14 protein-coding genes are annotated in these 16,318 nt (G+C 29.1%); 9 read left to right on the forward strand and 5 right to left on the reverse strand.

Translation table 11 applies throughout. From position 1 onward, the window contains the following. Window positions 1-9: 9 nt before the first annotated feature. The 5 genes from AYC61_RS14095 to AYC61_RS14115 form a co-directional block, all read right to left on the reverse strand. A complete protein-coding gene (locus AYC61_RS14095; RefSeq protein WP_066503682.1) occupies window positions 10-1,335 on the reverse strand; it encodes a VanW family protein in 1,326 nt (441 codons plus the stop codon). Between the two features lie 100 nt (window positions 1,336-1,435). Continuing rightward, window positions 1,436-3,436 carry a cell division protein FtsA gene (locus tag AYC61_RS14100; RefSeq protein ID WP_242866806.1) on the reverse strand — a complete coding sequence of 667 codons (2,001 nt, stop codon included), beginning with the start codon at window positions 3,434-3,436 and terminating at the stop codon, window positions 1,436-1,438. A 458-nt stretch (window positions 3,437-3,894) separates the two neighbouring features. After that, entirely contained in the window at window positions 3,895-4,389 is a 495-nt protein-coding gene (locus tag AYC61_RS14105) for a sigma-70 family RNA polymerase sigma factor (RefSeq protein WP_066503684.1), read from the reverse strand. Window positions 4,390-4,734: 345 nt separating this feature from the next. After that, window positions 4,735-4,959, reverse strand: a complete 225-nt coding sequence (locus AYC61_RS14110; protein ID WP_066503685.1) for a hypothetical protein — start codon at window positions 4,957-4,959, stop codon at window positions 4,735-4,737. Between the two features lie 111 nt (window positions 4,960-5,070). Next, window positions 5,071-6,180, reverse strand: coding sequence for a tyrosine-type recombinase/integrase (locus AYC61_RS14115; RefSeq protein WP_066503687.1), 1,110 nt, complete (start codon window positions 6,178-6,180; stop codon window positions 5,071-5,073). 344 nt (window positions 6,181-6,524) lie between these two features. Here AYC61_RS14115 and AYC61_RS14120 point away from each other — a divergent pair, with 344 nt between their 5' ends. The 9 genes from AYC61_RS14120 to AYC61_RS14160 all read left to right on the forward strand — a co-directional run bounded on the left by AYC61_RS14120 (window position 6,525) and on the right by AYC61_RS14160 (window position 16,318). Beyond that, window positions 6,525-6,863, forward strand: coding sequence for a sigma factor-like helix-turn-helix DNA-binding protein (locus AYC61_RS14120; protein ID WP_066503691.1), 339 nt, complete (start codon window positions 6,525-6,527; stop codon window positions 6,861-6,863). A gap of 100 nt (window positions 6,864-6,963) precedes the next feature. After that, window positions 6,964-7,293 carry a hypothetical protein gene (locus tag AYC61_RS14125; protein ID WP_066503698.1) on the forward strand — a complete coding sequence of 110 codons (330 nt, stop codon included), beginning with the start codon at window positions 6,964-6,966 and terminating at the stop codon, window positions 7,291-7,293. A 528-nt stretch (window positions 7,294-7,821) separates the two neighbouring features. Then, complete coding sequence (locus AYC61_RS14130) at window positions 7,822-8,253, forward strand: hypothetical protein (protein ID WP_066503701.1); 432 nt, start codon at window positions 7,822-7,824, stop codon at window positions 8,251-8,253. 15 nt (window positions 8,254-8,268) lie between these two features. Further along, a complete protein-coding gene (locus tag AYC61_RS14135; RefSeq protein WP_066503703.1) occupies window positions 8,269-9,018 on the forward strand; it encodes a hypothetical protein in 750 nt (249 codons plus the stop codon). Window positions 9,019-9,153: 135 nt separating this feature from the next. Then, window positions 9,154-9,537 carry a hypothetical protein gene (locus AYC61_RS14140; RefSeq protein WP_066503705.1) on the forward strand — a complete coding sequence of 128 codons (384 nt, stop codon included), beginning with the start codon at window positions 9,154-9,156 and terminating at the stop codon, window positions 9,535-9,537. A 74-nt stretch (window positions 9,538-9,611) separates the two neighbouring features. Continuing rightward, the gene (locus AYC61_RS14145) at window positions 9,612-9,800 is read left to right on the forward strand and encodes a hypothetical protein (RefSeq protein WP_066503715.1); all 189 of its coding nucleotides are present in this window, start codon (window positions 9,612-9,614) and stop codon (window positions 9,798-9,800) included. A gap of 309 nt (window positions 9,801-10,109) precedes the next feature. Then, window positions 10,110-14,288 carry a phage tail tape measure protein gene (locus AYC61_RS14150; RefSeq protein ID WP_066503716.1) on the forward strand — a complete coding sequence of 1,393 codons (4,179 nt, stop codon included), beginning with the start codon at window positions 10,110-10,112 and terminating at the stop codon, window positions 14,286-14,288. Between the two features lie 329 nt (window positions 14,289-14,617). Next, window positions 14,618-15,640: a hypothetical protein gene (locus AYC61_RS14155; RefSeq protein ID WP_066503717.1), complete on the forward strand. Its 1,023-nt coding sequence runs from the start codon at window positions 14,618-14,620 to the stop codon at window positions 15,638-15,640. Then, the gene (locus tag AYC61_RS14160) at window positions 15,641-16,318 is read left to right on the forward strand and encodes a hypothetical protein (RefSeq protein ID WP_066503718.1); all 678 of its coding nucleotides are present in this window, start codon (window positions 15,641-15,643) and stop codon (window positions 16,316-16,318) included.

The following is a 16,318-nucleotide window of genomic DNA, read 5'->3' on the forward strand; positions in this document are numbered from 1 at the left end:
TATTATGTCTTAATCTATTGGTCCTTCTCTAATAATTGCTTTTTTTGGTTTATATACATCTGTATGTAGTTTTACTCTTTTGATAAACTTACCATTTTGGTAATAATGTTTGTATGTTTGTACTTTATATCCAGGACTTGCTGTCTGATCTACTATTCTTTCACCAGGGTTTAAATTTTCATCTAATTTTATTTCGTCTTCAGGTAGGTCAGTTTTGCTTAAAACCTTAGATGATATTTTGATTTCATATTTTTTATCTGAACTATCACCATAAATTGATGTATATACCTTATTACTCTTTGTATACATCATAATATATATAGGATACTGTTTATTGTTTCTAAATTTCAAGTCAAAAACATTAAAAACAACAGTAGCATCTCTTCCTTTATCTACATAATGTGATGGAAAAGAATGATTATGTCTTTGAATTATCTCTAGATCAGCGAATAAAGCAGCATTATACAAGGTTGTAGACACTTGACAAATTCCACCACCCATACCTAAAATGTATTCTCCATTTTTAAGAATCTTCGCTTCCTTATATCCAGTTTTACTGCTTCTAGGTCCAACTACATCATTAAATGAAATAATCTCACCGGGCATTAAAACTTTACCATTAATAGATGCACTGGCACGTTTAATATTACTTGTTCTATTAGTTTTGGCTGTGTTAAATGATGTGTAAAAGCCAGCAATTTTATATCCAACATGACTTAATAGTTCTTTAGTTTTCTTTGGTTTAATTATATTAACAGGTATATCTATTGATTGTTTTTTATTAATAGAAGCTTGTATTAGTTCCTGTAACTTTTCTTTGTTAACCTGTAATCCATTTATTTCAGGTTTTATAACAAATTTTTTGTTTTCATATTTTAATGAAGCATCTTTAGCTTCACGATATAATTCATCCGAAATTTTGTTTGCAATGCTTTTTAATTTTTCTATATTTAAGTTTAATTTAATATTATGATTATATCCATCTTTCTTCAAAGTTCTAATTTTGTTATACCTAGTAAGAAAATTTCCTTTTCTTCCAAATTGATAAAGTTCATCTACCGTAGTATTATAATCACAACAAAACCCTAATTGTTTATAATTGAAATTATATACCTTATCTTCGTACTTAAGCTGCATTTTATTATTCTCTAATTGCAAATTAATCTCATTCTCTAATAAAGTTACTGCTTCTTTTTTATTAAGTCCTCCTATATTAACGTCATTAACAGAGATACCATCATATATTTTGTCAGTATTTAATTTAAAGTAAAATACCCCAAAAACTGCTATAATAATTATTGGTACAAATAATAATAGCTTACTAAACTTCCTCACTTTTAAAATTTCCTCCCTCTTTGTAGGTAGAAAAACCAATTAGTTTTAGAATGTCCTTTAGTTATTATTATTATGTAACACAAATCTTTATGTTATTGATTTATATTTCATCAGTCTCCCAAAAAGCTTCTATGTTATCTCCATTAAAAAGTCTTTGATAATAATCAGCTTTTACACCATTTACATTCAAAATAAGTTTACCTTTAGGTTTAGATAAATCTATGTCAATATAATTAAAAATATCTATAAATACTAAATATTCCTTGTTATGCTCTAATTTCATCTCTTCTCCATTAATTATCGCATATAAACAATTGTTATTATTTTGTTTTTTTGGCATAACTTCATCTATTAATAATACATCATTCTCTTTTAATAGTCCATCTTTTTCAACTTCTACTCCATTTGAATAAGTTACAGTAGAGTTTTTGTTCAGTTCCATACTATCTAATAACTCAAAAACAAATTTAATTTCTTCAGTTATTATATTATCATCATCTCTTAATAGAACGTTCTCTCTAGTAATATTATCATTAACTTTGATAGCTTTTATCAAACTAATATCTTTACCATTTACATTGACCTTTTTATTGATATTTATACAATCGTAAAGATATACCTTAGCAGTTTCACCTTGAGTTGCTGCTGTTACTTTAATTATGTCACCATTTTTTAAACTGTAATCCAAATTAGAAGGTTTGTCATTTACATAAACCTTTGCTGGTTCTCCAAAGCCACTTTTCGCTATATACAATTTACCATTAACATAGTACCTAAAATCCTTACCTTTTTGAGGAATAAGTTTTCTAGGATTGTATCCAATAAGTATTAACGCATCTGAAACTTTCATTTTTCTAGAATTGAATAATTTTATTTTTTCATCATTAACTATTACTTCAAGAAAATCTTTATCTCTTGTTAAACCTGCTGTAATAGCTATACCTATAGGAGTAATAAAACTTGGTCCTATTAAATCCTCATTTAATTCCTCAATATCCTGTATTATATCAGAGCTTCTCATTACTACTCTTTCTGGGGGCATTTGCAAGAACTCAGCTATAAACCCAGCCAGCCTTGGAATTTGACTGCCTCCACCTATCAAAAATACAGCACTTGGTGATTTTTGATTGTATTCTAGAATTTTATCACTAATTTCTCTAGCTAATTTAACAATAGATTCCTCTATGTTGTCTAATATTTGCTCAGAAGCTAACTCTTGCTCAATTCCTACGATATCAGTAAATTTTTGCGTCTGTTGTTTTGTTAGCTTAATCTTTAGTTCTTCAGCTGTATCAAAATCTAATAAATATTTCTTAGCTATTTCTTCGGTTATTTCATCTCCAGCTATTGAAGCCATTGCATATGCTGTAATAGCACCATCCTTTGTAATAGCAATATCAGAAGTCCCAGCACCTATATCTATTAGGGCAAGATTCAAAAGCCTCAAATTTTTCTTAATTGCAACATTAATTGCTGCTATAGGCTCTAATGTCATGTTCATGACATCTAATCCTATTCTATTCATAACTGTATACAGACTATCAACTACAACATGTGGTAGAAATGTTGCAAGTACATCAACCCCAACACTATTTCCTCTGTGTCCTTCTAGGTTATCAATAAAACTTCCATCTAAAAAATAGTTTGAAATAGTATATCCAACACAATAGTATTTCATATCATTTTCATTAGTTTTATCTATCATCTCTTGAGCTTTTTGTATAGCTTCCATTTCAAGACTCTCTATAGTTCTAACATCTATTTCCATACTTATATCAAAATCTCTATCAATTTTAATTCTTTGAGTTTTCAATGCTCTACCAGCAGCAGCAATAGCTGCTTTAGTAAGTTTAATATCAAGCTTTTCTTCTAGACTTTCCTTGACAGCTCTGCAAATATTTACCACTCCATTAATATCATGAATTTGACCATCATACATATTTCTCTTATCATGTTCCTTTATTTCAGAAGCTAAAATTTCAAATTTATTATTTATATATTTTCCTACAATACCTATAACACTTCTAGTACCTATATCTAAAGAAAATATTACTTCATTTTCATTATCCACACCACCGTATGAATTTTGAATACTATCCACAATTTAACACTCCTTTGAACCAATATACATAATCCTAAAATTCTAATGTAATAAAATGTATAGCTAGTTTAGAATTATTACCAGATACTGTATGTCTCAAACTCAACATATAATGACAATTATTCTTCATATAATATTAAATTTCCTTTAATATATTAAAAATAATGGTGATTTAGGACATAATCTTTGATTATTTAATCAAACCCAATGTAATTCTGATTATTTTCTTCAAAAATATAGTTAGTATTTCAAGTGTAAATACAAACATTTTGAAAAACAAAGTAAAAAAAAGAGCCCTTTCGGACCCAACGGTAGGTTAAACGATAGGTGATATTTATTTCATCAAATCGTTAACATTTTTATTTTACCATAACTTCTATAGTTTTTCAATAATTTTTGGTATAATTTTTCTATATTCTTAATATTTTCTTTTAAAAAATATATATATTTCCATATTGCTACTTAGTTAACCATTTTAATTTTTTTCTTAGAATTATCTTCGCTTTTTTTATTCTTCTACAAATAGTTCTCTCACATAAATTATATTTTTTAGCTAATTCATTATTTGTTAGCTTATTAACATATTTATCAACTAAAATATTAACATCTTCTTCTGTAATATATTTATTCATTTCAATAACTATCATATCTAAAGCAACATCATCTTCTAAACAACTTGTATGATTATCAAACATAACATATGAATTATTATTTTTCTTGCTTTGCTGCTTCCTTAGCCAATCTATAATATCACTATATATTATCTTGTAACAATGTGTTATTAGAGAATAGTTAGAATTCTCTTTATATGTATCTAATGCCGTCCAAAGAGAAATTCTACCCACTTGCTCCAAATCTTCTATTTCAACATTTTTAGGAATATATTTTAAACCATTTATTACTTTATAAACTATCTTTTCATTAGATTTTATCAATATATCAATATCTTTCATAACGTCTCCCTCACTTTGTTATTAACATATGTTATGTTTTATTACGTTCAATATTTTTAACTTCTTCTTTATAGCATTATAATTTTCATCTTCTTGAACTATAATTAAAAGTTTTATCGTATTCCACTTACTTCATCATTATTATTTCTTCATAAGCTATTACCTTCTCATAATTTTATGTAATTCACCACGTTATTATTATACGTTATGTTTTATAGCTGGGTTAACAAATTTTCTTCCTTTAGATTCTATACTTACTTCTGCTTTTAAATATTTTTATTATCTATTTATTACATGTTTTATATTTAAACAGCACATTTAAACTATATCACATATAATATAAGTTTATCTATACTTTAAATTCATATTGTCTACCCAATTAAAAATTACATCTTGAGCTTTATTTTTTGCCTCTTCATTATCTGAATTAACAAGTTCTAAAACTAAACCATTTGCTTCTTCTAACTCTAAATTACCCTCTATTACATTATGGCATAACCTACACAAAAAACATTCTACTCGTTCTTCATCAAACTTAATTGTATTAATTCCCCTTTTTTTATTATACATTGCTTGATTCTCCCCTTTGTTTTCATACGTATCACATTAAGGGTGCTTTTGCACCCTCTTATTGTTCGAACGTGTGTTCGTATTTATTATACTACTTTCATCTTAATAAGTCTAGTATAAATCTCTAAATTTTTCCGGATATAGTTTCTGTGCCATTTTCAGGTACCTTTTTACAACCCATTTATTTTCATCACCCATAAGTGTTTGAACCTCTTCTACACTTTTGCCAATTGAAAATAAACAAGCTCTTTTTGAATGTCTTAATGTTTCAGTATTAATACTTGAAACTTTTTCTTCGGAAATTTTTTTAGCTTCTTCGACGTTCAGTTCTTTGTTTGCTAATTTATTAAGATAATATTCAAAAGCAGTATCTTTGAGAGCTTTATAAATAGTTGAATAACTAATTTGAGAACTTCTTGGAGTCTGAAATAGATACTCTGAAATCTTTAACTCATAATATGTTCCACCTTTAGCTTTTACTCTTTTCATACGTTTGTTATTAATCTCTTCAACTTTTTTCTCCCACTCATCAATATATTGAACAAGAAGCTCTTTAACAAAATCTGAAAAATATCCAATTCTATCAAAATTACCATCATTAAATATTTTGACAGTTCTATTCTCAAAATCAATATATTCTTTTTTACAGTCAATAAGCTCTTGTCTTCTCATTCCAGTTTCATACATAAACAAAATTAATAATTTGTTTCTTAATGTATCTGAATACTCTGCAATCCCTCTTATTTCTTCATCTCTTAACGCATCAATCTTAGAAGCTGTATTTTTAGGAATTTCAATGTCTCTTATTTGGGGTCCATCATAACCTAACTTTGATAAGTAATTAAAATATTGTAATAAACTATTCTTAAATCTTCTAATTGAAGCTGGAGAGTATTCATTAATAATTAAATGAGTAAAGAATCTTTCAATATCATCTTTTGAAAACTGAGGTAATTTTACATCATCCTTAATATCTTTAATGTTTTCTGCACAAAAAATATACTGCAAAAACTTTTCAACATTTGTTTTATAACCACTTTTCGTATTCTGTGTATATTCATTTTTAAGATGCATCACGAACTGATTAAAGGTTTTTTTTATGTAAAATTCACTGTCATTTTCAATAATTTCTTTATTTAATTTTTCTACGTCTTCTTTATTTAATAAACCTTTTTCTAGTAATATTCTTAATGTATTTTGATCTAAATCATTTTTACTCATTTACACCTACACCTCCTCTCATCAATTAAATAATGTTTATTTACATCTACGTTAATATAAGTTCATTTTTGATATTATCTCATATTATTCATAGAGAATTATACAGTCTAATATTCAAAGTTAATAAGGGATAATCATAATCTTAAAATTATTATATCAAATTCTATTTAATAAGTTCTACTAACAATCTGACACTTTTTAAATTTATTTTAAAAAATGTGTCTGTCTTTTAATACTTTTATCGATTAATAAAGTATAACCCACTTATTAAACATAACATATTTTTGTATCTTTGTGAAGTGAAATCTTTAAATTAGCAAAATGTCAATAGGAGGTGTTTATTTATGGGATCAGGTTATTCAATAAATTTTAAAGATAAATATACCTGTATAAGTTATAACAATAAAAAATGTATTCAGGGCTTACTAAGATTTTATTACGCACTAAAAGTAACAAACGAATTTAACCCAAATTTTGAATTAGTATGTATTTTAATTGATATTGACAATTCTCTATGTGCAGCAGAATTAACCACAAAACAAAAAATAGTTATTAACTTATACATGAAAGGTTTTACAGAAAAACAAATAGGAAAGAAACTCAATATAACTCAACAAGCAGTAAATAAACATATAAATCTAACATGCAAAAAAATATCGGATTATTTATTCTTCAATAAGTAAAACAAGTTATTTAAAAGCTTTATAAATAAATGTACTAAGTTGTTTCGTATTTCTTACAACTCATGATTTTCTCAATTAAATGTGAAAGGACGTGTTATTAATGAAATTAAAACTAAATGGTGCAAGGGACATTAAACTACCAAAGGAGCTTGATTGCCAACAAAGATTAGAATTATCAAAAAAAATTATACTAGATCATCCAAGAAGCTTTGAAATAACAGGTTATGCTATTACAGATAATAAAGTAATAATTCGACTTGATATACTAGGAACTTATATACTCAACTCAGTTAAGGATATTAGAGAAACTGTACTCAGTAGATACAAAGAAAAACGCAGACCACATCAAGAAAAGGCGTTTAGTAACTTATTAAAGCAGCAAGAAATAGATATTATAGAAAAGATTTATTCGCAAAGAAAGATATCTTAAAACTTTATTCATATAGCCTTGAATAATCTGGTTTAAATTAATTCTAACTCTCAAGTATATGGAGAGGGAGCCATGCAGGAATCTTTCTCTTACGCGGTATTGTACGTGTTTTGAGTAGAGAACAGAAAACTATGATTTCTCGTGAATCACTTACTGCTAGGAATGAAATGAGTAGGAGCTACCTATTTATTAGAAGCGAAAGGGAGAAACACTATCACCAATGTTCCATAGAAAGAAACCATGCATGTCTCCTAGTAACTATATGGTTATTTTTTATAGCTATTCTCTAGGGATTAATGCTAAAGCTATAACAAATTTATTTATACATTAATTGTATTAGTAACTTAATAGCAATAAAAAAATTTTTAAAAAATAGGTTGTATTATTATCGAGTTATCGACATATAGCTGTGAAAGGAATTGTTAATGTTAATAAAGTTGATTTAATAACTTTGCTATAGCAAGATTACAACTTACCGGTAAGTTACATTACATTTCCTATCAAATAAACTGCAAAGGAGGGATATGAGTGAGATTCAAAGACATTGTAGGCGGTGTTTTTTCTAAAATTGCTGTAGACAGTGAACTATTAAATTTACTTGATATACCTTCTGATAATTTAGAAACAATTAAGAAGCAGATAGTTGAAGAAAAATATCCAGCTGAAATTGGAGCTGATAATTTACCAAGGCTGTATATTTATGAAAATCAACCAACAAACTCTCTTAATTCTTCTACAGAATGTTGTAATATCCAAATTGATATCTATGTACCTAAATCTCTATACAAAGAAGACAAAAGAACACTGTTAATTGCAAGTAGACTTTATGATCTCTTAAGCGGCAGTGATATTGAAGGTATTACATTAAGATATTCAACAAGATTGCCAAATTTACCAATCGACAATAATGATTGGATTAAATATGGGATAGTTTTTAACTATACAAATATAATCATTTAAGGAGGTAATATTATTATGAAACAAATTTTATATGGTGTAGGTAAATGTGTATTAAAGGATTATTTAGACTCAAAAGAGGTAATTGCATTATCCAAATTAAAGGATGTTGCAATTAATTTTGCTGGTGAGGAAGAAGCCATCACAGGTGGTGACGATCCATATCCAATAACATATTTTCCAAAGGATAAAACAATAACAATATCAGCAACTAATGCATTATTTGACATAAAATTACTCAATGCTGCTCAAGGTGCAACTATTACAACAGGCAAAGTTATAATGACAGAATTTATTGAAGCTGACATACCAGCAGATGGTATTATCACACTTGACTATACTCCTATCGCAGGTAGCATAGTAATTAACGGTTTCGAAGAAGTCAATGACGAAGCCAGTTTAGCTGAGGGCAAATTCTTTACAGATACTGCTAACAATGAAGTTAAATTTGATGCTTCTGATGCTAAAAAAGGCATCAACGGAGTTTATGAGAGAGAATCTTCTGAAACTGCCGAAACTATGAGCATATTAAAAGATACTCTTGCTAAACCTTTCACTTTCATTCACAGAATACCTGTATATGATGAAAACAACAACATTGTTGGACAAGGTCAGCTAACAGTCTACAAATGTAAAGCAAGTGGTAACTTTGATTTTAATTTACAACCACAGACTGCTTATGCTCCAAAAATTGATCTTAAAGCATTAGATCCAAAAAGACCTGATAAAAAACTTTGGGACTTCACTATTGAGACTACAAACTGCTAACATTATGAGCTAAAACTACTTTAGCTCGTGTTAAAAGGAGCTATGAAGGAATTTTTTCGTCACTGTTAAAAACCCTTCATGTCTCCTAATAACTTTAGAATCACAAATTGATACTAAAATAAAAGAGGTAGCCATATGAAAAATAACAATGTTCAAGATAAAGTGAAAAAACAATATCAAGATCTTGATGAAATGCTAGGCAGTAATGATTCTTTAGATGTTTTTACAGATGGTAAAACAAGAGAATTTAAACCTATTCCCCTAAAGGATTTCAGTGAATTTATGAGCAATATTGCTATTATAAATTCAGAAGCTCTTTGGACTAATTTTTTGCAAGATGAGTCTGCACAAGCAGTTACTAAAATCCTCTCTATGTCCATAGATGAAAAAGAAGATGAGATAATGAAGGTTGTAAATGCAAAAAATTATCCTGCAATAATAAACAAAATATTAGAAATCAATGGCATAGAGTTAAGTTCTAAAGAAAATGATGAAATTGACTCAAAAAAAAAGGAATAAGTTTTAAAACTGGAATTACTGCAATACTCACCTATACTTCTCTTGATATAGATCAAATTAAAGAATTAAGTTATGTGCAGTATAAAGAAATCATAAACGCAATTAATACTAGATTAAACTGGGATGTACATTTAAGTACATTAAGTGTTACAGGTGAATTTAAAAATGAACTCAACCCTCTATATTCTGAAAATGAACCTGTAGATAGAGTATTTAAATTATCAGATGCCATGAAGTTGAAGAATATGGCAAGTAATAGTTAAAAAAATTTAAATATAATATGTAAATAACTAATTGTTTAGCTCATAAGTTTTTGGTGAGGGGAAGCATCTCTACACGTAATCATATAATTTTTTCAAAATGTGTATAATCTTTGACGGTTCCGACAAGAGCTCGTTTCTTTTTAGTTAAGTAGAAGCAATGAAGAAACGAACTCTTGAAGTCACACTTTCAAAGAAACATTAGATACTTCCCTAGTAACTTTATTAGTTTTACAAAAAACAAATGATTTCAATACATTAAAGAAACGTAGTATTTTACAATTAATTATATAACAGAAAGGAGGGCTACATTTGGACTTAACAACAGTAAATAAAGATATAAAAACTATGCAGTCTTTAATCAATGAAACTGAATCTGACATAAAAAAGCTTGGCAGTACATTTTCAAAATCCATAAAACAGATAGATGATAATTTCAAAAGTTCTTCAATAAACAAAAAAGCAATACAAAGTGTTATAGATATATATAAAGCTTTTGAAAAAGAGCAGACAAAACTCAGACGAAGCTTGAAAGCTACTAATGAAGAAATGAAAAAATTGACTGCTATGACTATTGAAGTGGGAAAAGCTACAGGAAAATCTGTACAGGAAATACAAGCTATTGAAAATCTCTGGGTTAATGCAGGTGTAAAAAGTCTAAATGTCTTAAAGGAGCTTGTTAATATCACAAGTATTGGACTTAATACCGCTAATTTTAGAGATGCAGGTGAAGCAGTAACCTTCCTAAGTGATGCAGTCAATAAAATGGCTGGTGGAGATTTTAGTAAAGCTGGAGGAATAATTGACAGCTGGACTAATATAGCTCACAATACTCAAACTTCTGTTAGAAATTTAGCAGAAATTATTTCAACTGCTGGCAGGCAGGCTCAAAAGCTTGGTGTTGATTTTCACAGGTTAAACGCTATTACTACTGTATTATCTGAAAACATGTCATTAAGCTCACATCAGATAGGAGCTTCTCTAAAATCAATGTTTGATAATATAGGAGCATTAAGCGGTAAGTTAGACAAACTAAGCCTTGAAGATTACAGCATCAGCTTAAATGCTGACAGTTCATTTGATGATGGTTTTCAATCAGACATTACCTCTAGCTTAATAGAAAACTGGAATGAATATGGGGAAATTGTAGAAATGTCCTTAAATTCATCAGGTTGTGCTTTAGAGCAGAATAATTTAGTAATGCAGGATTTTAACATGCAGGTTGAAGCGTTAAAGACAGCTATGACTGAGCTTGCCATTTGTATTGGTGAAGATGGGCTTAATAGTATTTTAGATTTAGCTAGTGGTACTGATGAAGCTATTAGTTCATTTGATGGTCTTAGTCCTAAGATGAGAGAAGCAAAAGGGTTTACAACAGAGTTATTTACAGCATTTGGTCGTTTAAATACTACAACTAGTTTATTGGCTAAAACAGGGATTATAGAATGGCTAAATGGCATTATTCAAAAGAACACTGGAATTAAGGTACTAGCTAATGCTGAACAATTGCTTAATCAAAAAGTTGTAGCAGGTACAATAAGTGCCACAGACAGAACTAATATATTAAAGGTTCTAAGAGGTGAAGAAGTTGCAAGTACATTACAAGGAAGAGCAAGAACTGCAATGCTTGAAGCTGAAACAACAGTAACATATGGAGCTACAGCAGCAACAACTGCTTTAACTACAGCAATATCTGCTGGACTTATTGTTATACCTATGATCATTTCAGCTGTTTCAGCATGGAGTTCTGCACAAGAAGAACTAAACAAAAATGCCCTAGAAAACATAAACTCTCAACAAGAAGAAATTGAAAACATAGATAATTTAATTAGTGAATATGAAGCATTAAAGCAAAAATCAAACAGTCTTGGTGGTCAAACAGCACTAACAGCTAATGAAAAACAACGATTATTAGAAATAGAAGAGAAATTTGCAGAAATATACCCTTCTACTGTCACTGGCATAAATGCTCAAAATAAAGCATATAGTAATCAATTAGATATAATAAAACAATTAACTGATAAAAAGAAAAAAGAACTATTAGATGACACTCAAAATTACGTAGATGCTAACAGCAGTGAATACAAAGAAGCTCAAGATAAAATAAAAGAAGCAGAGGAAAAGAAAAAAAACGCAGCTAATGAAGTAATGAAAAAGAAACTCTTATTAGGTATTTTATCTCCTATTAATCCATTAAACAGTAAGCCAAGTAAAGAAGAAATAGCAGAATATAAAATTAAGCAACAGGCAATTATTGATGAAAATCAAATAATAGTTGATACTGTTGATAACAAAAAAAAGCTAATCAACAATTTGGCTTCTGCATTATATGGAGATACATTTAAAAAAGTTATTGATGAATTGCCAACTATACCTGGAACAAAAGATCTTTACAAAGGTTTAGCAGACAAAGGTATAAAATACCAGCGACAAGAAAGTGATAAAAATGTATTCAACGAAAATTCATTTAATAATAAATTAGATGAACTTAGGCACAAATACAGAATGGATGATTTATCTAAATCGGAATATTCTAAAGAATTAGATAAACTGTTACAAGACAACAAAAGAAGCCTAGAAAAAAAAATAATATGGCAGTTAGAGGAACAAATTAAAAACTTAACTGATGATACAGGCGAAAACAATCATATTGAAAAACCATATCAAAAACAAATAAAAGAATTAAAACATAGATACAAAATAAAAGAACTTAATAAAGAAGACTATGCTACTGAGCTAAACAGAGTATTAGATACAAATAAGGATTTAATGAAACAAGATGAAATTTGGAGATTAGAAGAACAAATTTATAATTTGAAAAACTCTAAAAAAGGCTTCTCCATAGATTATAACGAACTAAAAACATCTCTAAATTCTCTTAATCAAGAGCTTAAACTACTTGAAAAAGAAGAAAAAATGATAAATCTCTTAGGTGAAGATAAATCAAAGCTCTTCCCTGTATTCACTAAGCAAATGCAGAATTATAAAAACACTATAGACGAGCTTAATAACTTGAATAAAAAATATATAAGTTCACTTGAAGAAGTAGATGACATGATTTCAAAGCTTGACCCTGATTCAGATGATTATGATAAGACTCTTAATTCTCTTATCAACAATAAAAGAAAGCTCACACAGGAAATTGAAAAAAATACCTTGAGCATACAAGACAACCAATATGCTATAGAAAAAATCAAAATAACTATGCAGGGACAAATAGAATCACTGCTTAAAAAAAGCTACTCTCTTAAAAAAGAAATGGCAGCACAAATATTAAATAATAATCACAAAAAAGATTTGGAAGCTTTAAAAGATGAGCAAGAAAAGTATAATGAAAGAATGAAAACATCTATAGCGAATAAGCAAAGTGAACTTGATATGCTTGATGAGCAAATTTCAAAGCAGGAATACCTAAACGAAATTACAAATATCAAAGATGAAATAAGCAAGGTCAAAGCAGATACTAGATTTGCATATATAGATGAAGCTTCTGGCAGAGAAATATATACCTATGACAGAAATAGAGTTGCTGAGCTTGAAAAACAGCTTGAGGAAAGAGAACAGCAAGAAGAAAACAGCATCAAAAGAAAACTACTAGAAGATGAACTTACCAAGCTTCAAGAAGCTCAAACTAATAAAAATGAGAATTATGATGAAGAAATGAGAAAAAAAGAAGAACAGCAAAGAATAGAGCTTGAAAACTTCAACTTGTACTGGAATAAAAAACTTAGTGACGAAAGCATCAAACAGCAATCACTAAATTTAATTCAATCAGAAGGCTACAACAATGCATTAACTATAGCTCAAATTTATTATGAAGATATGAATAATGAATATGAGAAAAATTCTCTTGAAGCTTTTACAGCAGGAGAAGATATAACAAATTCTCTTGCGGGAGGTTTATTTGCTAATTTAAATAAAGTTATTGATATTTATAAAGAAAAATTAAGAGAGCTGACTAACTTAAAGAACAAGACATCATCCAAATCAGCAAAAAGGAGCTATAGAGAACTTGCTGGTTTTGAGAAAATGACTCCAGAAGACTTTAAAAAATATAAGCAAAATAAACTTTTTGCAGAAACAATAGCCAAATTTAATCGTAATTGGAATCACAAAGATATTGAGCCTTACAGAAAAGAAAATGAAGATCTTAGAGAACACTATGGTATAGGCAAAGATAACGATAAATACAGCTATTCTGATTTGAAAAAATACCATACTGGCGGTTTTATAGGAGGAAAACCTCTAAACAAGCGACATGAAGTAGTAGCAAAATTCTTAAAGGGTGAGCTTGTAACTTCTATACCTGCTTTGGACATGCTGAGTATCAAACTTCCTCAGATGACGTATAACTCTATAAGCACAACAAATACAACAACACAGCCAAATGCCAGCAGCAGACCTATTATGATACAGATTGATAAATTAACACCTAGTGATTTTAATGATTTTATGAGGTCGATCGATCCATATATTATTTCCCACAAGTAGGAATGTCCCAAAATGGTTAATTCCTTCGTTATTGAAATGTCTAACGACTACTCACGTACCTTTAGTACGCTCGTATCCGTAAGAATTTCAATGCCTTGGAATTCATCCATTTTGAAACATTCCTACCCTCCATACTGCATAACTGAAACATCGAGGGTTTTTGGGAATGTTTAAATGAATTCTAAAAAATTACTTTGACACTAAAGTATACTACAAGAAAAGTATACAATTTTTAAAATATCAACTTAATAATAATTTTAAAAAACAACAAATTATGGTTGTTTTTTTGTGCTTTTATCGACATATATAGATGAAAGTGAGGTGATTTGATGATTTTAAAACCAACAGAGTTAACCCCTAACAATAATACTTATTGTGCAGATGAAGCTGTTACTATCTCTTGGAAAAACAACGGGGATATTATGACTTCATATAGTATTAATGTTAAGGATAATTCTACTGGAGTTATAACTTATTCATCAGGTTTAGTTAAAAGCAATATTACAAAGCATGTAATTCCTGCTGACACGTTAGAAAATGAAAAGGAATACTGCTACACTATAACAGTTTATAATGCTGTTAATAACAGTATTATCTCTGATGCAGTTATTTTTAGAACTAGTGCAAAACCAGTAGTTACTATACCAAATGATGGTTATGTAAGAAATCAGTTTTTGACGGTTAAAGCTGAATATACTCAACCCTCTGACGTAGCAATAAAGTCATATAAATTCATACTTTATGATATTGCAGAGAATATATTAGAAGAGTCTGATAGCTTTCTAGATGACAAATTAATCTATACGTTTAAATATCAACTTGTTGATGGTGAAACCTATAAGGTTGAATGTACAGCAGTCAGCCAAAAAGACATCAGCGGTAGTTCTGGCAAAATAACCTTGACAGCTGATTACAATTCGCTGGAAAGTTACTCAAACCTACAAGCAGAAACCTTTAGTGACAAACCATATGTAAAACTCCAATGGTCGATAACCAGAATAATTGGAGAAGCTGATAAGGAGTTTGATTATATTGAGGGTGAGAAAGCTGATTTAACTAACGGTTCAGTTGTAAGCTTTGACAATAATTTTTCAGTTGGTGATGATTTTACACTCAAGCTTTGGGTTGAAAAGCTTAGAGATGATATAGACATAGTAAATATTTCAGGTACAAATGGAGCTTTAAATATCAGGTTTAAAGATGACCGTATACATGTTTATAAAGCTTTCAGTTCCCTAACCTATCACACAGCTTCAGATAAGATCAATCCAAGGGTAACAAAGGATACAAAGCTGTACATTTGTATTCAGCAAATAGAAAACAGAATAAACGTTTATTGTGAGGTGATATAAATGACAAACAGATCTAATTTCCCTAACTCTGTAGATACCTTTATAGAGCATTTTGATATTAGAGCTGATGATGTACCAAAGGTTAAAAGATATCAAGCACTCAAACTTAAATCAGACCTTACAGCCTCGGAAAGCACTGAACTCGAGAATCTGACAACAGTCCTCAGAGATAAGATTATAACCTCAGAGGATTGGAATAAATTTCAAGATGCACTAGTTAATATGCAGATTTTTATAAAGGATGAGGTTGAGGGGTATATACAGGAGAAGCAGACTGAATTTCAAAATAAAATAAATAAATTTCGTGTAATTGGTGATTACAATCCATCTGCCAGCTACTCCGCTAATAATATGGTGAGATATGAAGCCTGCTTATACTTATGTATAAAAGACTGCAAAGACATAGCTCCAAGTAACACAGCTTATTGGGAGCTTATTTCTTCAAAGGGTGATCAAGGTATTTCAGGTGTAGGGCTGTCTTACAGAGGTGAGTTTGATACCAATAAAACTTATTACAAAGATGATTTAGTAAGATTTGATAACGGCTTTTATTATGCATTAAAAGAGTCAAAAAACATACTTCCTACTAATACCGACAGCTGGTGTTTGTATATGCTGACAGGAATTACACAAGAACAGTTTTATAATTCACAAATACAAAACATTTTGGGGGTGTAA

It is taken from the genome of Abyssisolibacter fermentans (assembly GCF_001559865.1).
In the GTDB taxonomy this organism is placed as follows: domain Bacteria; phylum Bacillota; class Clostridia; order Tissierellales; family MCWD3; genus Abyssisolibacter; species Abyssisolibacter fermentans.

Coding starts and splice junctions, on each gene's coding strand:
- AYC61_RS14105 (WP_066503684.1), bottom strand. CDS start 4,389: ATGAAAGATATTGATATATTGATAAAATCTAATGAAAAGATAGTTTAT.
- AYC61_RS14110 (WP_066503685.1), bottom strand. CDS start 4,959: ATGTATAATAAAAAAAGGGGAATTAATACAATTAAGTTTGATGAAGAA.
- AYC61_RS14115 (WP_066503687.1), bottom strand. CDS start 6,180: ATGAGTAAAAATGATTTAGATCAAAATACATTAAGAATATTACTAGAA.
- AYC61_RS14120 (WP_066503691.1), top strand. CDS start 6,525: ATGGGATCAGGTTATTCAATAAATTTTAAAGATAAATATACCTGTATA.
- AYC61_RS14125 (WP_066503698.1), top strand. CDS start 6,964: ATGAAATTAAAACTAAATGGTGCAAGGGACATTAAACTACCAAAGGAG.
- AYC61_RS14135 (WP_066503703.1), top strand. CDS start 8,269: ATGAAACAAATTTTATATGGTGTAGGTAAATGTGTATTAAAGGATTAT.
- AYC61_RS14140 (WP_066503705.1), top strand. CDS start 9,154: ATGAAAAATAACAATGTTCAAGATAAAGTGAAAAAACAATATCAAGAT.
- AYC61_RS14155 (WP_066503717.1), top strand. CDS start 14,618: ATGATTTTAAAACCAACAGAGTTAACCCCTAACAATAATACTTATTGT.
- AYC61_RS14160 (WP_066503718.1), top strand. CDS start 15,641: ATGACAAACAGATCTAATTTCCCTAACTCTGTAGATACCTTTATAGAG.